Annotated in this window: 24 protein-coding genes; 7 read left to right on the top strand and 17 right to left on the bottom strand. The window is 70.3% G+C overall.

All coding sequences use genetic code 11. The features are described from left to right. Positions 1-258: 258 nt before the first annotated feature. The 4 genes from NIE111_RS02120 to NIE111_RS02105 all read right to left on the bottom strand — a co-directional run bounded on the left by NIE111_RS02120 (position 259) and on the right by NIE111_RS02105 (position 3,541). Entirely contained in the window at positions 259-1,206 is a 948-nt protein-coding gene (locus NIE111_RS02120; RefSeq protein WP_238682784.1) for an alpha/beta fold hydrolase, read from the bottom strand. 155 nt (positions 1,207-1,361) lie between these two features. Then, positions 1,362-1,889 carry a GNAT family N-acetyltransferase gene (locus NIE111_RS02115; RefSeq protein ID WP_238682783.1) on the bottom strand — a complete coding sequence of 176 codons (528 nt, stop codon included), beginning with the start codon at positions 1,887-1,889 and terminating at the stop codon, positions 1,362-1,364. Positions 1,890-1,958: 69 nt separating this feature from the next. After that, a complete protein-coding gene (locus tag NIE111_RS02110; protein WP_238682782.1) occupies positions 1,959-2,681 on the bottom strand; it encodes a VOC family protein in 723 nt (240 codons plus the stop codon). Between the two features lie 95 nt (positions 2,682-2,776). After that, positions 2,777-3,541, bottom strand: coding sequence for a group II truncated hemoglobin (locus NIE111_RS02105; protein ID WP_238682781.1), 765 nt, complete (start codon positions 3,539-3,541; stop codon positions 2,777-2,779). Between the two features lie 71 nt (positions 3,542-3,612). Between NIE111_RS02105 and NIE111_RS02100 the strand changes: the two genes are divergently transcribed. From NIE111_RS02100 to NIE111_RS02085, 4 genes are all read left to right on the top strand, one after another. Continuing rightward, positions 3,613-3,957 carry a winged helix-turn-helix transcriptional regulator gene (locus tag NIE111_RS02100; protein WP_238682780.1) on the top strand — a complete coding sequence of 115 codons (345 nt, stop codon included), beginning with the start codon at positions 3,613-3,615 and terminating at the stop codon, positions 3,955-3,957. Between the two features lie 77 nt (positions 3,958-4,034). Next, positions 4,035-4,442: a pyridoxamine 5'-phosphate oxidase family protein gene (locus tag NIE111_RS02095; protein WP_238682779.1), complete on the top strand. Its 408-nt coding sequence runs from the start codon at positions 4,035-4,037 to the stop codon at positions 4,440-4,442. A 23-nt stretch (positions 4,443-4,465) separates the two neighbouring features. Beyond that, entirely contained in the window at positions 4,466-5,110 is a 645-nt protein-coding gene (locus NIE111_RS02090) for a hypothetical protein (RefSeq protein ID WP_238682778.1), read from the top strand. An 80-nt stretch (positions 5,111-5,190) separates the two neighbouring features. After that, the gene (locus NIE111_RS02085; protein ID WP_238682777.1) at positions 5,191-6,120 is read left to right on the top strand and encodes an alpha/beta fold hydrolase; all 930 of its coding nucleotides are present in this window, start codon (positions 5,191-5,193) and stop codon (positions 6,118-6,120) included. A 10-nt stretch (positions 6,121-6,130) separates the two neighbouring features. Here NIE111_RS02085 and NIE111_RS02080 read toward each other — a convergent pair whose 3' ends face one another. From NIE111_RS02080 to NIE111_RS02055, 6 genes are all read right to left on the bottom strand, one after another. Next, positions 6,131-6,550 carry a hypothetical protein gene (locus NIE111_RS02080; RefSeq protein WP_238682776.1) on the bottom strand — a complete coding sequence of 140 codons (420 nt, stop codon included), beginning with the start codon at positions 6,548-6,550 and terminating at the stop codon, positions 6,131-6,133. A gap of 34 nt (positions 6,551-6,584) precedes the next feature. Further along, positions 6,585-6,878 (bottom strand): DUF6510 family protein, encoded by a 294-nt coding sequence (locus NIE111_RS02075; RefSeq protein ID WP_210785135.1) that lies wholly within the window; start codon positions 6,876-6,878, stop codon positions 6,585-6,587. A 36-nt stretch (positions 6,879-6,914) separates the two neighbouring features. After that, on the bottom strand, positions 6,915-7,679 hold the full coding sequence (locus NIE111_RS02070) for a ferredoxin reductase (protein WP_238682806.1): 765 nt from the start codon (positions 7,677-7,679) through the stop codon (positions 6,915-6,917). 7 nt (positions 7,680-7,686) lie between these two features. Beyond that, positions 7,687-8,286, bottom strand: coding sequence for a sulfite oxidase-like oxidoreductase (locus NIE111_RS02065; protein ID WP_091408112.1), 600 nt, complete (start codon positions 8,284-8,286; stop codon positions 7,687-7,689). 75 nt (positions 8,287-8,361) lie between these two features. Beyond that, positions 8,362-9,387: a TerC/Alx family metal homeostasis membrane protein gene (locus NIE111_RS02060; protein WP_238682775.1), complete on the bottom strand. Its 1,026-nt coding sequence runs from the start codon at positions 9,385-9,387 to the stop codon at positions 8,362-8,364. Positions 9,388-9,604: 217 nt separating this feature from the next. Beyond that, positions 9,605-10,015, bottom strand: coding sequence for a DUF2267 domain-containing protein (locus tag NIE111_RS02055; protein ID WP_238682774.1), 411 nt, complete (start codon positions 10,013-10,015; stop codon positions 9,605-9,607). 155 nt (positions 10,016-10,170) lie between these two features. On the opposite strand from NIE111_RS02055, the gene NIE111_RS02050 reads away from it, so the two are divergent. Both NIE111_RS02050 and NIE111_RS02045 read left to right on the top strand, forming a co-directional pair. Next, positions 10,171-10,443 (top strand): DUF2795 domain-containing protein, encoded by a 273-nt coding sequence (locus NIE111_RS02050; RefSeq protein WP_030332551.1) that lies wholly within the window; start codon positions 10,171-10,173, stop codon positions 10,441-10,443. Positions 10,444-10,485: 42 nt separating this feature from the next. Next, positions 10,486-11,151, top strand: coding sequence for a DUF1345 domain-containing protein (locus NIE111_RS02045; protein WP_238682773.1), 666 nt, complete (start codon positions 10,486-10,488; stop codon positions 11,149-11,151). A 270-nt stretch (positions 11,152-11,421) separates the two neighbouring features. Here NIE111_RS02045 and NIE111_RS02040 read toward each other — a convergent pair whose 3' ends face one another. The 5 genes from NIE111_RS02040 to NIE111_RS02020 form a co-directional block, all read right to left on the bottom strand. Continuing rightward, positions 11,422-12,090: a hypothetical protein gene (locus NIE111_RS02040; RefSeq protein WP_238682772.1), complete on the bottom strand. Its 669-nt coding sequence runs from the start codon at positions 12,088-12,090 to the stop codon at positions 11,422-11,424. A gap of 52 nt (positions 12,091-12,142) precedes the next feature. Then, positions 12,143-13,117 carry a pirin family protein gene (locus tag NIE111_RS02035; protein ID WP_238682771.1) on the bottom strand — a complete coding sequence of 325 codons (975 nt, stop codon included), beginning with the start codon at positions 13,115-13,117 and terminating at the stop codon, positions 12,143-12,145. 120 nt (positions 13,118-13,237) lie between these two features. After that, a complete protein-coding gene (locus NIE111_RS02030) occupies positions 13,238-14,284 on the bottom strand; it encodes a hypothetical protein (RefSeq protein ID WP_238682770.1) in 1,047 nt (348 codons plus the stop codon). 449 nt (positions 14,285-14,733) lie between these two features. Next, on the bottom strand, positions 14,734-15,318 hold the full coding sequence (locus NIE111_RS02025; protein ID WP_238682769.1) for a hypothetical protein: 585 nt from the start codon (positions 15,316-15,318) through the stop codon (positions 14,734-14,736). A gap of 644 nt (positions 15,319-15,962) precedes the next feature. Next, entirely contained in the window at positions 15,963-16,277 is a 315-nt protein-coding gene (locus NIE111_RS02020; protein ID WP_238682768.1) for a MazG-like family protein, read from the bottom strand. A 189-nt stretch (positions 16,278-16,466) separates the two neighbouring features. On the opposite strand from NIE111_RS02020, the gene NIE111_RS02015 reads away from it, so the two are divergent. Beyond that, the gene (locus NIE111_RS02015) at positions 16,467-17,837 is read left to right on the top strand and encodes an alpha/beta hydrolase family protein (protein WP_238682767.1); all 1,371 of its coding nucleotides are present in this window, start codon (positions 16,467-16,469) and stop codon (positions 17,835-17,837) included. Between the two features lie 66 nt (positions 17,838-17,903). On the opposite strand, the gene NIE111_RS02010 is transcribed toward NIE111_RS02015, so the two are convergent. Beyond that, on the bottom strand, positions 17,904-18,617 hold the full coding sequence (locus tag NIE111_RS02010) for a hypothetical protein (RefSeq protein WP_238682766.1): 714 nt from the start codon (positions 18,615-18,617) through the stop codon (positions 17,904-17,906). Positions 18,618-19,218: 601 nt separating this feature from the next. After that, positions 19,219-19,689 carry a VOC family protein gene (locus NIE111_RS02005; RefSeq protein ID WP_238682765.1) on the bottom strand — a complete coding sequence of 157 codons (471 nt, stop codon included), beginning with the start codon at positions 19,687-19,689 and terminating at the stop codon, positions 19,219-19,221. Positions 19,690-19,751 lie beyond the last annotated feature (62 nt).

Raw genomic sequence — 19,751 nt, 5'->3', positions numbered from 1 at the left:
TCGGTGTCCCCCACGTCGCGTGGGATCCGGCGGCCGTGGTGTCCGTCCGTGGTCCACGGAGGCTCGCATCGCCGATCGGCGGCTCGATCGATCGACACCCGCACACACGCTACCCATCGCGTCAGCAGTTCCGGCCCGCTCCCCGAATCTCGACCACCACCTCGCCGTCATCGGGGATCCGGACCGTGTGGCTTGTCGCGCTCGCCTACGGCGCTGCCCCGGTCAACCAGGCTCGCCGGTCCTGTCAGCCGTCGGCCTCTACTTGAGGGTGGCGGTCATCTGTTCGATTTCCTTGAGCACCAGGGCGGGCTTGTCCTGGGGAACGTCGTGCGAGCTTCCCTCGGCGATGACGAGTGTGCGGTCGGGCCCCGCGTTGGTGAACGCCGCTGCCGCGTCGCGCCAGGCCTGAGCGTCCTGCGGAGATCCATCGAAGGGTGTCTTGTCCGACACGATATAGATGACGGGAACGCCGTCGGGCCAGGAGACCTTGTGGTACGCCTGGTGCGTGGGGCCGAAGTTGTCGGCCGTGGCGATGAGCTGGCGGTTCGCCTTCGTCGACGGCGCCTTCTTGAGCTCTTCGATCTGCGGCGTGGTCAGCGCGACGAGGCGTTGGGTCTGGGTGTCGGTGAAGAATTGCGGAACGTTGGCATCGATGAGCACCGCCCCGGAGACAACGCCGGGGTTCGCGAGGACGAAGTAGTGGGCCACCTCTCCTGCCTGCGAGTGGCCCGCGAGGACCACGTTCTGGGTGACGCCGAGTTCACGCAGACCGGCCTGCAGGTCGGAGGCTGCGGCCTTGGGGTCCCATGGGCCCTTCACCTCCTCGCTGGCGCCCAGACCGGCCCGGTCGTAGGTGATGATCTGCGATCCGGTGGCCTGCGACAGCTGCGGCACCAGGGCATCCCAGTACGAGGAGTCCTCGCCACCGCCGGCGTCCAGGACGATGGTGGGAGAACTTCCGGGCGTGACGTGGAAGGCAAGCTGATGCCCGTTGTTGGCGATCATATGCAAGCCCGCTGCGGGGGCCGCACTTGCCGGGCCGGCCGCGCTTGTCGAGGTCGAGGGAACCGCGGCTACCGAACTGGCCGTGGGCGCGGCCTTCGGCGCGGCCGAGCCATCACATCCGGCGACTGCCGCAATCACTGCGACGGGAAGGACGAGGGCCAGGGTGGCCCGATCGAACCGGGAGATCTTCTGCGTGGTCATGGAAATGAGCTTCCACGGTTGCTGGATCTTGCTCGATCCTGCTACCTCCCAGTCGGGTTGGGGGTTACCCCTACCCTCGCCAGGGGCACATCAGAACCCGTCAGGCAGGTGCCCGGTCCGGGTCGAGCGCACCAGCGCCCGCCGCACTGGCGCGCTCAGGCCGGGGTTGGTGCGGTGATCGCCCAGCGCTCGTGGTCGCGCCAGGCGCCGTCGATGAACAGGTAGTCCGGGGAGAAACCCTCCAACCGGAAACCCAGCTTGCGGGCCACCCGCCGCGACGGCTCGTTGCCCGGTTGGATGTTCGCCTCCAGCCGGTGCAACCCGACCGAGGTGAACGCGTGGTCGATCACCAGGGCGACGCCCGCCGAGGCGTGCCCGGTCCCGCTGTACGGCAGGAACGCCGCGTACCCCAGGTAGCCACCACGCAGCGCGCCGAGCACGATCCCGCTGATGTTCACGTAGCCGGCGATCTCGCCGCTGGCCCGGTCGCAGATCAGGTAGCCGGCGCTGTCGCGGCGACGGATCCGGCGCAGATAGAGCTCGTACTCCTCCGGGCTGGCCGGCGCGGCCAACCAGGGGTGGTGCAGGTCCCGGCTGCGCCGCGCGGCGGCGACGAACTCGTCCGAGTCGGTGGGCCGGGGTCGCCGGATCGCGGCGGGACCACCGGTACGCAGGTATCTCACGGCGGATCACTCTGACCGACCGGTGCCGCCGTTGTCCAACCGGCCGTCGCGTACGCGTCGCGGCGCGGGCTAGCGGGACGTCAGCAGGCTGAACTCCTGGCCGTCGGGGTCGCCCAGTACGACTCGGCCTGTCCCCTCCTGGTCGGTGTCGACCCGGGTCGCTCCGAGCGAGAGCAGACGGTCGACCTCGGCCTGCCAATCGACGCCGACAGCCGGGGCGAGGTCGAGACGCACCCGATCCCTGCCTCCGTTCGGCATGTACGGCGGACCGCCCCAGGAAATCTTCGTGCCTCCGAGCGGTGACTGGATCGCGGTCTCCTCGTCCTGGTCCCAGACCAGCGGCCACCCCAGCGCCCGGCTCCAGAAATAGCCAACCTTCTGTGACCCGTCGCTGGCCAGCGCACCGACGAAGCCGCAGCCGGCGAGGAACTTGTTACCCGGTGCGATGACGTCGAACTCGTTGCCCTCCGGGTCGGCCAGCACCACATGATCGATCTCCGGGCCCTGGCCGATGTCCGCGTGCCGCGCGCCGAGTTCCAGTGCCCTGGCCACCGTCTGCCGCTGATCCTCCAGCGAACTGCTGGTCAGATCGAAGTGCATCCGATTCTGGACCACCTTCGGCTCCTGGTTCGCGGCGAAGCGGATGTGGAACTCGTTGTCGTTGGTGGGCAGGAGCAGGACGCCCTCGTGCGGATCGTCGGCGATGTTCCGCCCCAGGAGCCCGGCCCAGAACTGCGCGAGCCGCAGAGGCTCGCTCGCGTCGAAACTGATCGCGAACAGGTGTGCAGTCATCGCTGCGCTCATCTCCCATCGACCGGACGCCATGACAGCCGTCGGAGCGGGAGCCTAGAGGTGTGCCAGGTCGACCGCACCCGAGTTTCGGCGGATCATCCCCGGTACGGCGGGGCCACACCCCAACCCCAGCGTGGGATCGGCGCCTGCCGGATCGGGTCCGCGTCCGGCTGAGAATTGCCCACCGCCAAGCGGGTGCCCCACTCCAGGTAGCTCGCGAAGGCGGCGCGAAACTCCGGATCGCCGGGTAGACCAACCTCGTCGGCAGCGTCCATCATCAGGTTCACCCACCGCCGACGCTGCGCCTCGCTGATCGCCCTGCCCAGGTGCTGGCCGAGCATGTGGCGGTAGCCGCCGTGCTCCATCGTGTAGGTGGCCGGTCCACCGAAGACCTCGGCAAGCCATACCGCTACATGCCGGGCGTGGTCGGGGTCCATCTGCGCGAACATCGGCGCGAGCAGGTCGTCGGAGCGGACCAGGCGGTAGAAGGCCTCGCAGAGCCTCAGAAACGCGTCGGAGCCGCCGGCCCACTCGTACAAGCTCGGCGGCGCGGCGCCACCGGGGCCGGCAACCGACGTTCGGGCGTAGTGCCGCATCTCCTGGATGTCCTCGACGTACGGCTTGATCGCGGCGAAGAACTGCCCGAACACCGGGCCACCCCGGAACCCTTTCCGGTGCTCGTCCGCCGACGTCCAGGTGATGCGCAGCAGGTAGCAGGCGGGGTCGTCCAGGCAGCGGCTCAACTCGTAGTCCACACACTGCGGCGCGGCGCGTAACGCGCTGGCGGCCCGCTCGTACGCCGCCTCGAAACCGTCCAGCCGTTCCTGCGGGACGCGGTACCTGATGTACTCGATCACCATGGCTACAGCTCAACACCCGCAGCGGTGATGATCAAGTACGCACCTTTTGGTACGTGCCGAGGGAGGCCACGATGCCTAAGCGATACCACTGCCCGGTGGAGCTCGCCGTCGACGTGGTCGGCGGGAAATGGCGACCGGTGATCCTGGCCCATCTCAAGGAGGGCGTCCACCGCTATGGCGAGCTGCGCCGCCGGATGCCAGGGATCAGCGAGAAGATGCTGACGCAGCGTCTGCGCGAGTTGGAGGCCGACGGGCTCGTCCTGCGGCACGACCACGAGACCACACCACCCCATGTCGAGTACCGGCTCACCGAGGAAGGCCTCAGCCTGGCCCCGGTGTTGCAGGCCCTGTACGACTGGGGCGCCGCGCGGGCCGCACGTACCGGTACCGCCATCGACGAACCCTCCGCTGCCTGATTCGACGCGCCGCACGCGGCCCGGCAGCAGTGGAAAGATCGTCGTCGGGACGTATGGCGTTGTGATCCACTGGCCCGGTGAGCCGAACCCCCTCGATCCCCCCGGCCGACGTCGACGAGCGACTGTCGCGGGAGCTGAACGTCTGGCTGTGCACGGTGCGGCGCGACGGGTCCCCGCACCTGACGCCGGTCTGGTTCGTCTACCTCTCGGCGACGTTCTGGGTCGGTTGCGAGAGTCGCAGCGTCAAGGTCCGCAACGTCGTGGCCGACCCACGGGTGTCAGTGGCCTTGGAGAGCGGCGACGCCCCAGTGGTGGCGGAGGGTGACGCCCACGTGCACCGAAGTGGATTCCCCAGCACCGTCGTCGAGGCGTTCGCGCGCAAGTACGACGGCTGGGACGTCGGCCGGCAGGTCGGTCCGGACGGCGAGCGAGCGCTGCTGGAGATCCCCGTCCGCCGGTGGCTGCTCGCGGGCACCGCCCAGTGAGCCGTCGATGCGAGAATCGGCCGGTGGAGAACGAGCTGACGACGGCCCTGGCGGGCGTACGGGACGCGTTCGCCCGGTATCCGCGCCGTGCGGTGCTCGACGGCTGCCCACACTGCCGGGGTTCGGTGCTGGTCGACGAGCACGACCTGTTCTCACTGACCATCAGCCTCGGCAACACTGTCGGTGGCCGGGCGGACGTGAAGGCCCTACTCCCCGTACTCCTTGAGCGCCTGCTCGGGTCCGACGACCTGGAACCGGTCATCGTCCTGGGCAAACTACCCCGTCAGGAGTGGCGCACCTGGCCGCGGGTCGAGCAGGAGGCCGTCGACGCGCACCTCGACGCCGTGTGGCGGTCGTTGTTGGCGGATCACCCGTCGCGGCTCGGGTCGTTCACCGATCCGACGGACTTCCTCGACGCGGCCCACGCGGCCGGCGAGCGCGTCGAACGATTCCTCGACGTCTGGGACGCCACGCTCACCCCGTCGGCAGACCGTCACCTGGCCGAGCTGGTCAGCAGACTCAACTTCACGAGTCAGAAGCCGAGCGCCCTGGGCGACTGGTTACGCCGAGAAGCGACCCGCGACCGCCTGCACCGCGCGTGGGAACGTGACTACGACGCACCGTGGGCCGACGACCTCGCCCGGGCCTACGACCTCCTCCGCGTCTGAAGCGCCCCTCGCTTCGCCAGGGGACCACGTGCACCCGACCGAACTGCCGTCGATCTGAAGCGCCGTGACGAGGAGGCCGAATGGATACCGAGCCCCAGGACCCCGTCGTCGTCGCGCTGTCCAGCCTGGTGCCAACTGGTGTCGACAGTGGCCGGCTGACCCGGGAGTCCGGCCGACAACTGCGGTGGGTAGCAGCCGGCAGCAGCGCCCCACCGGTCGTCCTGATCTCCGGAGCGGGCGAAGTGGGGTTGGACTGGGCCGTCGTCGTCCCCCCGTTGGCCGAGAGGTCCCGCGTCGTCGCCTACGACCGGGCCGGTCTGGGAGCCAGCGACCCCGACTCGTTGCTAACACTGGACTCCCAGGTACGCGACCTCGTGGCACTCCTCGACGACGTCGGTCCCGCCGTGCTGGTCGGTCACAGTTGGGGCGGACTGCTCGCCCAACTGGCCGCATTCGCCAGTCCCGACCAGACGCTTGGTCTGGTCCTGCTCGATCCGTTCCACGAGGACAGCACGGCAGAGGTGCCACTGGCTCTTCGTATCTCGTCGAACCTCCTGCTCAACGTCATCCCGGTGCTCAAGGCCATCGGGCTCTTCGATCGGATCGCGGCCAACATCGGTCGCACGCTCGCCGAGCGCTGCACCGACGACCCGGAGGCGCAGGCGTTGATCACCGAGGCGTACCGGGTCAGCTATCGCACGTTCGCTCAGGTCATGACCATTCGCGCGGAGAACCGTCTCGCCAACACCTGCGCCCGAGACGTACGCGCCGCGCGCGCGACGTCGACCGCCCCCGACGTACCGATGAGGATCCTGACCGCGACCCGCGGCAAGCCCGGGGCCCTGCGACAGCGCTCCGGTGACCTCGCCGACCAGACCGCCGCGGTCTTTCCACGCGGCGTCCACGTCGTGGTGCCCGACAGCGGCCACTACATCCACAAGGACCAACCCGCCGCCGTGGTCGACGCCGTGCGCGCTGTCCTCTCCCAGGCCAACCGGGATACGCCGTAGCGGAACCGGGTCAACGCCGCTTGACCGCGGACCGGGCGAACCACGGTGCCAGCCACGGACTGAGCGCGACGAGACCGACGGCGAGGCAGGTGATGGCGGCCTGCCCGGTCCGGCCCGGGGTGACACCGGCCGCCGGGTCCAGCACGTAGTTGGCGTACCCGTTCGCGGCCGCGTCCGTCACCAGCACCACGCAGCCCAGCACGAGCCCCTGCATCCGGCGAGCGGCCAACAGCAGCGCCGCCAACGGATCGGCCAGGGTCAGGGACGTGAAGTAGAACGTCAGCCACCCGGGCAGGGCGAGCTGCGGCCCGAACTGGGGCAGGAGCAAGTGCACCACGTGCACCCCGGTGCCGTAGACGAAGACCAGCACGGCCACCGCCACCACGCACCGGACCGCGAGCGGCACACCACGCCATCGACCAGTGCTCATCCGGCCATGTTGCCTCAGCCGGGCAAGCGTTCCGTCAGAGCGGGCCGGGGAACGTCTGTTCCATCGGCATCGGCACCTGGAGGTAGGTGGTGCCGCGCATGTCCAGCCAGGCCCGGTCCGGCCCGCGCACCAGGCGCACCATCACCTCCTCGCAGGAGGGGCAGCGGGCGACGAGGCCCGGAGCGTTCGAGTAGACGTGCAGGCTGGCCATGGAGCCGGTCGTCCCGCAGTTCTCACAGCGGCCCATCGCGCTGCTCAGGTCGACGGTGAACAGCTCACGCATCGGGCCGTCGAGCATGTTGCCGTCCAGGTACGACATCTCGGTCATCGAATTCTCCTCGGCACTGCGTGAGCGAGCGGGTGGTCAGCCGGTGGGGCCGAAGCGTTCGGTCTTGACGCGACGCGACGGGTGACCCAGGCCCACCAGCAGGTCGGCCACGGTCTCCACGAACGCTGTCGGACCGCAGACGTAGGTGAGTGGTTCCAGGTCCGGCGGCCACCCGTGCGTGTTGACGTCGGCCAGCCCGATCCGGTGCGGCTCACCGCGCCAGCCCTCGGGCGCCTCGCGGGTGTAGACGTACGCGACGTCCAACCCGAAGTCGTCGCGGACCCGGCGGCGCAGCTCGTCGGCGTAGATCACGTCGCCGGGGGTGCGCACCGAGTAGATCAGCCGGAACGGCGCCTTGCTGCCCACCGCCCGACGGGCCCGGATCATCGCCATCAGCGGCACGATGCCGGAGCCGCCCGCGACGAGTTGCACCGGCGCGGTCTCCTCGGGCCGCCAGATGAACCAGCCACCGAGCGGTCCGCGGACCTCCACCGGGTCGCCGCCGCCAAAGACATCAATGAGGTACGGCGACACCTCACCGTCGTGCACCCGCTGCACTGTCACCTCGACGCGTGGTCCTCCCGGCCCGTCCACGGCCGGCCCGGCGATCGAGTACGACCGGGCCGCCTGGTAGCCGTCCGGGGCGGTGAGCCGCAGGTCGACGTGCTGCCCGGGCAGGTGCCCCGGCCAGTCCGGCACCTCCAGCACCAGGGTCTGCGCGGTGGATGTCTCCACCCGGCGCTCCACCAGGCGGCCAACCTGCCAACGGTTCGGCGTCCGACGCTGGGTGCTCGTCGCCACTGCGCGCTCAGTCACCCTGGTACCGCTGTTCGCGCCACGGGTCGCCGTAGTCGTGGTACCCGGCGGTCTCCCAGAACCCCGGCTCGTCCATCGTCTTGAGCCGGAGGCCGCGCACCCACTTGGCGGACTTCCAGAAGTACAGGTGCGGCACCAGCAGTCGCGCCGGCCCGCCGTGCTCGGCGGGCAGCGGGGCGCCGTCGAAGGTGTGCACCACCCACGCCTGACCGCCCCGCAGGTCGTCGAGCGGCAGGTTGGTGGTGTACCCGCCGTAGGAGTGCGCCAGCGCGAAGTGCGCCCCCGTGTCGACGTCGGCGAGCAGCGTGTCCAGTGAGACGCCCTGCCAGTTGGTGCCCAGCTTGGACCAGCGGGTGACGCAGTGGATGTCCACCATCGGCGTCTCCTGCGGCAGGGCCATCAGCTCCTGCCACGACCAGCGGTGTTCGCTGCCGTTCTCGGCGGAGATGACGAACTCCCAGGTGTCCAGTGACACCCGGGGCGTCGGGCCGGCCGAGAGCACCGGAAAGTCCTCGGTCAGATACTGACCGGGTGGCAGGGCCGGCTCCTGCGTTCGGGGCCGACCCTGAAAGCCCGGTGACACGATTCCCATTGCACAGTCGTACCACCCGCGCCGGTGGGGGCGGAAGCTTTCCCGCGTACCGTGTCGTCAGCCGGCGCGGCGCGGTCAGTGCCGCTCCGCGACGACCTTGCGGTCCTCGGGGAGGTCGCCACCGCGGGTGGCGCGCAGGCTGGTCACCGTGACCACCACCAGCACACCGATGATCACGCCAAGCGAGGCCAGGGTGGGGATCTGCGGCACGCTGTCCCAGATGCCGTGCGCCCAGTGCAGACCCAGCTTGAGGCCGATGAACGCCAGGATGACGGCCAGGCCGTAGCTGAGGTGCACCAGCCGGCTCAGCGCCGCGTGCAGGACGAAGTAGAGCGCCCGCAGGCCGAGCAGGGCGAACGCGTTGGTGGCGAACACCAGGTACGGGTCCTCGGTGATGCCGTAGACCGCCGGCACCGAGTCGACAGCGAAGACGATGTCGGTGGCCAGCACCGCGACCACCACCAGGGCGAACGGCGTGAGTGCCCGCTTCGCGCCCTGCCGGACGGTCATCTTGGTGCCGTGGTAGTCGTCGACCACCGGCATGACCTTGCGCAGCAGCTTCACCGACCGCATCTTGTTGATGTCGACTTCCTGCTGATGCCCGGACATGGCATCACGCAGCAGCTTCACCGCGGTGGCGATGAGGATGATCGCGAAGAGCAGGAAGGCGAAGTCGAGGGTCTGCAACGCCGCCGCGCCGAGGGCGATGAAGACGGCCCGCAGCACCAGCGCGCCGGCGATGCCGTAGAGCAGCACCCGCTGGGCGAGCACCGCCGGCACCGCGAACGCCGCCAACAGCAACATGAAGACGAAGAGGTTGTCGACCGAGAGCGACTTTTCCACCAGGTAACCGGTCAGGTATTCAACGCCCTGCTGGGAGCCGAATCGCCACCAGATCCAGCCGCCGAACGCCAGCGGCAGCGCTATGTAGAAGGCCGACCAGCCGATGGCCTCCCGCATGGACACCTCGTGCGGGCGACGGGTGACCAGGAAGTCCAGCACCAACAGCAGGAGGACCCCGATGATGGTGACCGCCCACAGCGTGGGCGTGCCCACCGACGACAGGTCACTGGCGGCAGACAGATACGACACTTGACTCATGTGGGGTCTCCTCGAACACCGTCATGTTCGAGGTCTCCTTCACCCACCACCTGGTGGGCAACCACCCGAGGCGCGCCGGGCGCGCCGTACTGACCGGAATGGTTCGTGGGAAGTACTCCCCTCGCACGACAAGGTTAGGCCAGGCGGAATCGCCGCGCCAAGCGGGACATCGATGGTTGCCCTGGTAAACCGCTGTGTGTGCCCGGTGCGAGTGCTGTCAGCCGCGGCGCAACGTCGCGCCCGGGGCCATCGCCTGCTCGACCAGGCCCCGATAGTCGCGTGGCAGTTGGGTCACCACGTCATCGAACTCACCGCCGGTGATCGCCTCGCGCAGGGTGGTGAAGACCGCTCGACCGGCGTCCTCCGCGGCGGGCTCCGGCACACCGGCGCGCAACGCGACCCGGGCGACGAACTCCGCCGCGCCGAACCGGTCCGCCTGCTCGGTGCTCGGGCTCGGTTTGAGTACCAGTTGCAGCGGTTGGGGCAACTGGGCGGCCAGGTCCAGGACCTCGCCGCCGGTCAACCGCTCGGCGAATGTCTCCAACACGGCCCGGGTCAGCTCGACCGCCCGCTCGGACGACGTGGCGGTGCGCTGGGAAACCTGGTCGATGAAGGTGTCGTAGTTCATCGCGTACTCCCTTGGACTCGCGTCGGCGCCTGCGGGTACCCGCGGTGGCCCAGGAGAAACGGCGCCGGAATCCTGCACCGGGCGGGCGTGACCGGCCGGCGGGCGGGTAACCGCCGCCGGTCGTCACCACATCGATGCCCGAGGGAGCCCACGCCATGGCGAGCTACGCCGACGTCCTGCAGTACCTGTCGAGCCTGGATTACCCGGCCGAGAAGGACGACGTGGTCCGCGAGGCCGAACGGGAGGGTGCCCCACCGGACGTGCTGAAGGCGCTGCGCGCCCTGCCGCCGGTCGACTACGCCAACGGGACCGAGGTGGCCCGGTCGGCCGGGATCGAGGCGGCGCCCGAGGTCGGCCCCGCCCAGCGGGCCGAGCAGGCCCGGGACAAGAAGCACAACCGGGTCTCACAGCACCTGCGCGGCATCTGACCCGGCGGTGGCGCCCACCACCCCGACCCGGGAGCGTCCCGAATGACCCAGACCGGTCCCGACCGGCCAGCGGACGTGCGTTTCCCGGCTGCGAAGCAGCTCGCCGTCGTGGCGGTGGTCGGCGTCATCGCCGGCTGCGTCTTCGCGCTGCTGTTGCCACTGCCGCTCGCCGCGCTGGCCGGCTGGGACGTGGGCGCGCTGAGCTGGCTCGTGCTGGTCTGGCACAAGATCTGGCCGATGGACGCCGAGCGGACCGCCCAACTGGCCGTCCACGAGGACCCGAACCGGGCGATCCGGGACGCCCTGCTGCTCGTCGCCTGCCTGGCCAGCCTGCTGGCCGTCGGGTTGGTCGTGGCCAGCGCACAGAGCGCGCCCCCCGGGATGGCCCGTGAGCTGCACAGCGGCGTGGGCGTGCTCAGCGTGGTGCTCTCCTGGTTCGTGGTGCACACCGTGTTCGCCGCCCGGTACGCCCGGATCTACTACACCGGCCCAGACGGCGGGGTGAACTTCAACCAGCCCGAACCGCCGCGCTACTCCGACTTCGCGTACGTCGCGTTCACCATCGGGACGACGTTCCAGATCTCCGACACCAACCTGACCAGCAACGAGATGCGTCGTACGGTGCTGCGCCACTCGATGGTGTCGTACCTGTTCGGCGCGTTCATCATCGCCGTGACCGTGAACCTGCTGGCGGGTCTGGCGCGGTGACGGCTATTGACGCCGCAGGCCCCGCAGTCCCCCGGAGCGCGACACGGGGGGAGCCGATCGAAGGGCCGGGACAGGCGGGCGCCCCTGGTCACGAACCGCGACCTAGGGCGCCACGCAAGCCTGCCCAGGCGGTGAACCGCATCCGAACCGGTCGCGGTCACCAGGCGGTGGAGGTCCGCTCGAACCGAGCGGCCAGCACTGCCGGGTCCAACCATACGGCAGAACATCCTCCGTTTGGTCAGAATTTGGGGAAGTGTGGGCCAGGGCACGTCACGGCCGACCGGTCACCTCCGCGTACCGATGCTCCAGGTCGACCCGGGCCAACGCCCCCACCAGCCAGGCCAACTGCTCGGACTCGCCAGTGGCCAGGCCGGCCAGGTCGTCCGCCGACCTGCCCAGCCCGAGCCGACGCGCGGCGGCCAGCGCCCGCCGATCGGCAACCGGGGCCACCTCCCGCCACAACGCCTGCGCCTCGCGGAGAAACAGGACGACGACCTGATCGTCCACGCCCGGAAGCGCGGCCAGCAGCGCCCGCTCCCGGACCGGGTCGTGGCGCGCCACCGCCCGCAGCCGGCGCAGATCACCCCGATACCGCTCGATCACCGTCCGAGCCAGGTCACCCAGCACCGCGGCCAGCGCGTCCACGTCACCGCGCTGGCCGCTGGCGCGCAGCACCCGGACCCGATCCTCGTGCAGCGAACGCGCCAGCCGGGCCGCGCTGTCCCACCCCTCGTCGCGCAACGCCCGCGCTCCGTCCAACGCCCGCCGGAAGTCACCACGACGGGCCAGCAGCACCGACAGGTACAACACCTGGAACAGGCTCGCCGGGTTGTTTGTCACCCGGAACCCGTACTGCTCGGCGAAGCCACGCCCGCTACCGGCGAGCCGGCGCGCCAGACGTTTACGGTCCTCCACCGGATTGATCAGACTGGTCGCCATGCCGGCGACTACCCGCGCCGGCGGCCAGCCACACACCGGCCGCACGTGCCCGTCAGCCGTGCAGGCCGCCGGTGCGGTCGCGGGCCTTGAGGCGGGTCGTGGGCAGGGCGGGTGCCGGCAGCGGCGGCGCCGAATCGTCGGCGACCACACCGAAGCGCCCGTCGCCGGCCATCCAGTCCTCCCGGGCGGCGGCGATCTCCTCGTGCGACCGACCCACGAAGTTCCACCACATCACCAACGGCTCCTCGAACGGCGTACCGCCCAGCAACAGCAGCCGGGCCCCGGCCCCGCCCCGCACTGTCAGCTCCCGGCGGCCCGAGCCCAGATAGAGCAGCGCCCCCGGCTCGAACCCGACCCCGGCCGCCTCCGCGGACCCGGACATCGCCAACACGGCGTACTCGAAATCGGGCCGCAACGCCATCGTCGCCGGCGCCTCGCCGCGCAGCTCCAACTGCACCCCCACCAGCGGGGTGTGCACCACCGCCGGTGACCGCTCCCCGGCGAACTCGCCGACCAGCACTGTGACGTCCAGATCGCCGTCCCGCCAGCGAGGCAGGTCGGCGTGGTGCGCGAAGTCGGCCGCTCCGGCCCGCGCCGGGTCCGGCAGCGCCACCCAGAGCTGCACGCCGTGCATCACCGGCGGATGGGTGGCCGGCGAGCGCTCCGAATGGGCGATGCCGTTCCCGGAGGTCATCACGTTCAGTTGACCGGGCACGATCGGCTGCACGTTGCCGAGGCTGTCCCGGTGCAGAATCTCGCCGTCGAGCAGCCAGGTCACCGTCTGCAACCCGGTGTGCGGGTGCGGCGGCACCTCCATGCCGGGCCGCTGCGCCACATCGTCCGGGCCGAAATGATCCACGAAACACCACGCGCCAACCATCCGGCGGGCGCGCTGCGGAAGCAGCCGCCGCACCGTGGTGTACCGACCCAACGGCACGTCGTGGCCGGGCAACAACACACTGCCGGGATCGACGTCGGCCACGCCAGGCGGTCGGGTCTGCGCCAGCATCGATTCAGTACGCTCCACCGCCCGACTGTACGCGCACGCCCATTCGCGACCGCTGTGCTTTGAAGCGGGGCGGGCGGGGTTCACCAGCGCGTGGTTCTCACGGCCGGTTCGCCCAGCGTGAGTTGGCCCGGCGTGGGTTTACCGGTTGCTGGAGGAGACCAACACGCTGTTGGCGCCGGCGACCAGGTCCAGGTACAGGCGCTCCGCCGACCGGTCCCACCCCGGCGTACCCAGCACCGAGCCCGCAGCCACCCCATCCCAGCGGTCGCCGCGTACCACCACCGAGCCGGCACCGGCTCCCGCCCGCACCCGTACCGGAGTCGCCCCCGGGACCCGGACGTCGAGCTGGCTGGTGCCACCGGTGAGTCGTACGGTCAGGATGCTGGAGGGCAGGTCTGAGCGCGGGCCGGTGGGGTTGCCGGTGCCGGCGGCGGTGATCGGTGGCAGGAGAATCTCGGTACGGCTGGAACCTCCGGCGAGTTCCACCCCCAGCAGCCGAGCCCGGGTCAGGTCCAACACCTGACTGCTCACCCCGCCAACGAGGTGGAGGCGCCAGGCGACCCGCTCGTTGAGCAACACCCGCACGGCCCGTGGCCCGCGCGTCCCGGACTCCACGAGGTCGAGCCGCACGGTCTCCCCCCGCACCGCCGGTCGGCCCGCCACACCCGAGCCGGCCGGGGTACTGATCCGGTACAGGTCATCGCCCAACTCGGCCACCCGCAGCTCGAACGAGGACAGCCCATCCGCGAGCACGAAGGTGCCCTTCTGCCGACCCGCCAGCGGCGCTGTCAACAGTTGCTCGGCAGCGGCGCCCCCACCACCGCGGCGACCCTCAGCCGCGTCCGGGTCGACGACGCCACCTGGGCGGGCGCCGTCACCGGGGTCGGTGCTGTCGGGGCGAGTGCCGTCGGGGCGAGTGCCGTCGGGGCGAGTGCCGTCGGGGCGAGTGCCGTCGGGGCGAGTGCCGTCGGGGCGAGTGCCGTCGGATTGCCCGGAGTAGGTCATGCCAAGGTGGTCGGGATCGGCGACGATCACGGCCACCGCTGCCGCACCCAGGAGCAACACGACGGCGGCAGCCGCCACCAACAGGCGAGCGCCGGTGGACCACCGCCGCGGTGTGGCCTTACCGGACGGTTCCGGCTCTGACTCCGGTTCGCGACCCGCGCCGTATCCCACTGCGGCCATGCCTCTTCCCTCCGCCGGTCCCCGCCCAGGGGTACGTACCCGCCGGCCGATCGGATCACTCGGCGCCGATCACGTCACTCCGCTACGTCGCCACCGTAGATCTTGGACATTTTCCGTTCCGCGAACGGAAACTGTCCAAGATCTACGGACGCCCGCCAATTCAGACGACGTCATCTGCTCCCAGAGTGTGCAAGGCGGCGTCCCCAGCCCGATGACCAACGACCAACGGCCCCGTGGCCCAGCGGTCGGCGGTCGGCGGTCGGCGGTCGGCGGTCGGCGGTCGGCGACGCAGTCGGCGGTCGGTGAACGTTGGCGGCGGTCGGTGTACGGCGAACGGCTAGAGCAGACAGGCCGTTGGCCGGCACCCCGGGTTGCGGGTGCCGGCCAACGGTCGGTGTCGTGCGGTGGTGCTGAGGCGCAGTGCTTCTGCGGTGGTGCTGTGACGCGGGTCAGCTGTTCCAGTACTGGCCGACCAGGTCAGCGGCCTGCTGCTCCCACTGGGCGTAGGCGTCCGGGTACGCCGACACCTGCACCGTCTGCGCGGCGTCGGTCAGCGGCATGTCCTGCCACCCGTCGACCTGCTTCAAACCCTTGAGGAACGCGGTCGTGGAGTACTCAGGGTCGGTGATCTGCTCCGGGGTACCCCAACCCGAGCTCGGGCGCTGCTGGAACAGGCCCAGCGAGTCGTGGTCGTTCATGTCGCCCAGGTGACCCAGGTTCTCCAGCTTCGATTCCTGCAGGCTCGTCGCGATCGAGATGACCGCGGCCCGCTCCGGCAGACCGGCCTTCTTCGTGGCGGCGATGATCGCCTTCACGTTCGCGGTCTGCTCGTCGTTCAGGCTGATCCGGGACTGGTCGCCCTGGGTGCCGTGGGGGATCAGCTTGCTGGTGTCGGGCTTGTCGGCCTGCACCGCAACTGCGACGGGCTTGGCATCGACCGGGTTTGCCACGTGGGCGATGGGGCCGGCGAAGACACCACCGGCGAACGCGAGACCAGCAACGGACAGAACGCTCTTACGCATGATCGTGTTCATGGGGGTAGCTCCTTCGGGGGTAGGACACCCAACCGCCAAGGGGGACGGCGGCCGGGTGTGAGCACCTCGTCCGGCGCTGCACTAACAAGGAAAAAGTCTGGAGGGCGTCGAGGTCGGCGACCTGCCGAGCGGGGGCTCGTGGCGCCGGGTCCCTGTGTAACGACCGGGGGGCCGGGGTCATTCCGGGGTTGGCCCACCTGCCGGCACCCTCATCGTGGCGGTGCCTGCGGTCGTTCGTGGGGACTGTAACGACCGGGTGGAGGCTGGCATTCCAACCTGCGCGACCAGCCTTCAGGGGTCGGGCGGTCGGTGGTGCTGCGATCGTCAGGGTATGTAACGACCCCGGCCCGGCCATGATTCCGGCCCCCGAGTGCGCCCGGCCACACCCCACAAACACCCGCCGACGGCCAAACCGACCCACACGGCAGCCGGCCACGGCGTCCAACCGGCCCGCACCGGGTGATCCACTCGCCTTCACGGAAGTCGGGGCATCCCGGATTCCCGGACACCCCGACTTCCTGAAGCCCGAGTCGATCACGAATGAAAGCGACCGGGGCATACCACCCAATGCCGGCAAAGTTCTCAGAGAGGCCCGGCAGGCGACCGCCGGGAAGGGGACGGCAACAGCCGGACGCCAGGGGCGGTTATTGGCCCGTCAGGCGGGAGCGCACTTTTGCGGCGCAGGCGTCCAGAGTCGTCTGCGCGTCCAGGCCGAGGCTTTCGATGGCCACCAACGCGGTGAAGGCGACGTCGGCCAACTCCGCCGCGACGTCCTCGCGGGTGTGGGTGACACCCTTGCGCGGATTCTGCCCAAGCAGGCCGATCCAGGCAGCCGAAGCCTCCCCCGCTTCCTCGGTGAGCTTGAGGATGCGGCAGGTCAGTTCGGTCTGCCCGGTGCCGTTCGCCGCGTCCAGCCAGCCGCGCGACGCTCGGGCCGCCTCCCAGATCGACTCGTCCACGACGACCAGTCAACCCGATCGGCCCACCGGCCCGAACGACCGGGTATGACTGGACCAGCCTGTTGACTGGCGGATCAGCGAAGCCATTGACACTGGTCGACGGCAGTTCTAGGTTCAGGACGCTACCGGCCGGTAGGCAACCGTCCCGCTGGTCGCCCCCGGGCGACGACCGTCCGATGGGGAGCATCGATGCTGTCCACACCCGTTCGTACCCTCCGCCGCCTGCTGGCCGCCGCCGCGACGCTGACCCTCGCGGTCGGGTTGGCCGGTGTCGCGCCGGCCAGCGCCACCGGTCGCGACGCGAGGGGCGGCGAGCCGCTGCCCGGCTACACCATCGAGAATCCGCCGTTGGCGCCGCTGGTCGTGGGTGGCAAGCCGACGGTGGTACGCCAGGGCGTGCACCGCCACGCCGGGTACATCATCGAGGTCCCCGCCCGGTGGAACGGCGACCTGGTGTTGTGGGCGCACGGCTACCGCGGCCAGGGCACCGTGCTCTCGCCGGAACCGCCGGCCTTCGGGCTGCGCCAGCGCCTTCTGGAGCAGGGGTACGCCTGGGCGTCGTCCTCGTACGACCGCAACGGCTTCGACATCCGCTCCGGGGTGCTGGGGACGAAGGATCTCGCCGACCACTTCGGGCGGACTGTCCGCCGACCGCAGCACACCTACGTCGCCGGGGTGTCGATGGGTGGGTACGTCATCGGTCGTTCGCTGGAGCAGTACCCCGGCTTCTACGACGGCGCGATGCCGATGTGCGGTGTGCTCGGTGATCAGACGTTGCTCGACTTCTACCTGGACTACAACCTGGTCGCGCAGGCGCTCGCCGGGGTGCCGGCCCATCCCACGCCGGCTGACTATCTGACCAACGCGGTGCCCCGCATCCAGGTGGCGCTCGGCCTGGCCGGGCTGACCCCCACCGGGCCGGACACCACAACGGAGCGGGGCAAGCAGCTGCGGGCGATCACGGTGAACCGTTCCGGCGGGCCGCGTCCGGGCGCCGAGGCCGCGTTCGCGGTCTGGAAGGACTTCCTCTTCTCGATCAGCGTGCCCACCGGGAGCGGCAACTCCCCCGCCCAGCGACCCGGTCAGCTGTCCACCAACCTGCTCACCCGCTACGCCCCGAACAGCCCGGTGAACGTCAACGCGACAGTGCAGCGGGTCGCCCCGGAGAACGTCGTGCAGCGGCTCCTGCCGACGCTGACCGAGGTGCCGCGGATCGCCGGTCGGCCCACCGCGCCGGTGCTCAGCCTGCACGGTCTCGGCGACCTGTTCGTTCCGTTCAGCATGGAGCAGGCGTACGCCACCGACGTGGCGCGCAACGGTCGCGGCAAGCTGGTGGTTCAGCGGGCCATCCGGGCCACGCAGCACTGCGAGTTCACCCCGGCGGAGGCCGGCGCCGCCTGGGACGACCTGGTGTCCTGGGTACGCACCGGCAAGCGCCCGGCCGGCGATACCGTGACCGACCCGGCGGTGGTGGCCCGAGCCGACTACGGCTGCCGGTTCAGCGACCGGGACGCGTACGCGGCCGGGGTCGGCACCCGCCGCCTCTACCCGGCCTGCTGAGGTACGCGGACACGAAGAACCGGCCGGCTCCCGTCGAAGGGAGCCGGCCGGCCTCGTGTGCGGTTGTCACCAGAGCTGCTGGACGATGTCCGCCGCCTGCTCCTCCCACTGCGCGTACGCGTACGGGAAGGCGGAGACCTGCACGGTCTGCGCGGCGGCGGTCAGCGGCAGGTCCTGCCAGCCGCCGACGTTCTTGAGTGCGGTGAAGAACGCCGTGGCGGCGTACTCCGGGTCGGTGATCTGGTCGGGCGTGCCCCAACCGGACGACGGACGCTGCTGGAACAGGCCCTGCGAGTCGTGGTCGTTGTACGCGCCGAGGTGCCCGAGGTTGTACAGCTTCGACTCCTGCAGCGAGGTGGCGATGCCGATCACCGCGCCCCGGTCACCGACGCCGGTCTTCTTGGCGGCGTCGACGATGGCCCTGGCGTTGGCCAACTGGGCGTCGTCGAGCGGTACGCGCGACTGCGCGCCCTCGATGCCGTGCGGGATCAGCTGGGCTCGGCTCGGCTTGCCGGCCGGCGGCTTGCCGGTGGCGGAGCCGGTGGTCAGGCCCGACTCGACGGGCTGGTCGTCCTGGCGGGCCGAGGTGGCGGCCTTTCCGGTGGCGCGGTCGATGGCGGCGACGGCGCCCTGGTGCGGTCCGGAGGTGACCGGTGCGGCGACCGCGGTCGGCGCGAGAGCCAGACCACCGAGGGCTGCCACACCCGCCACGCTCAGCGCGGTCTTGCGGTACGAATCCTTAGCGATGGCGGGGAGCCATCGAGTGAAGTCGACCTTCACGATGGTTGCCCTTTCGATCGTGCGGAGCGCTCCGGGGTGAACACTCCTCGGGAGATGACCGCGGAAATGGGTTTGGGCTCCGGCGGTACGGGGGACACAACCGGGTTCACGTGTCGGGCATTCCGGAAATGCCCGAGGGTCGGCCCGGTGCGGTCCCGGTCACGGCGCGGATTCGGGCAGGTGGGGCTTGCGAGACATCAAGCCGGACACCGTGACGGATGGTGTTTGCGGACCCGGGGGCAAGTGTGGGAACGCCAACCTTTGCTCTGCTTACCTATATGCACCGGCTACGTTTCGTGACCGCCGGTGAGAGACCTCTGTGGCTGGCGCAAAGGGCCCACTCGCTGCTCGGGGGCCGTGGTGCATATAGGTAAGCAGAGCAAAGGGCCAAACAGGGTGATGGGGGAGGCAGGCGGCTGGCGGTTCGTCGCTACCCTGAGTAGGCGCCTTGGCCAGCACGGTGGGTGAAGGTTGCCAGTCCGGCTCGCCTTGGCGGCCGAGAGCGTGGCGAGGCAGGCGGCGTTGGAGGATCTCGACGACCGCGCACCCGACCGCCAGCCGATGGCGCCGGGGTGAAAGTGACCCCCGGAAGCTGCCCGACTCAGCTGTCGCCGTCACCGTGGGACGACGCACCCCGCGTTCCGACACCCTCGTCCGGCGTGAGCAGTTCCTGGAAGATGGTGATCTGGAGGTCGGCGGGGGCAGCGAGGCGGGAGTTGAGCGACTGCCACGGCGTACGCGTCGGCGGCGCGATCTCGCTCGCCCCGGCGGCCACCAGTCGGGCGGTCGTCGCCTCCGTGTCGTCCACCTCGAAGGCCACCCGGATGCGCGGCGCGACCTGCCGACCCACCTCGACCTCGTCGACCAGGCGTTTCTGTGCGGAGTTCGCGATTTCCAGAGTGGCGCGGCCGGCGTCCAGGATCACCACCCGCGCATCCCCCTCGCCGCTGAACGCCGCCTCCTCCGGCAGGCCCAACGCGTCGCGGAAGAACTCGACGGCGGCCTCGTGGTCGGTGGCCTCCACCACGAGGCGCAGCTGACGGACGGCGGGGGCGGGCGAGTCGGCGGCCATGAGCGGGATCCTAGTGCGGTGTCCACAAACGCCCACCGGGTTTCCGGTGGGCGTTGTGGACA

Source organism: Micromonospora hortensis (genome assembly GCF_022230935.1).
Lineage (GTDB): Bacteria > Actinomycetota > Actinomycetes > Mycobacteriales > Micromonosporaceae > Micromonospora > Micromonospora hortensis.
Note: the sequence above shows the minus strand (reverse complement) of the source record. Positions and strands in the feature narration are given on the sequence as shown.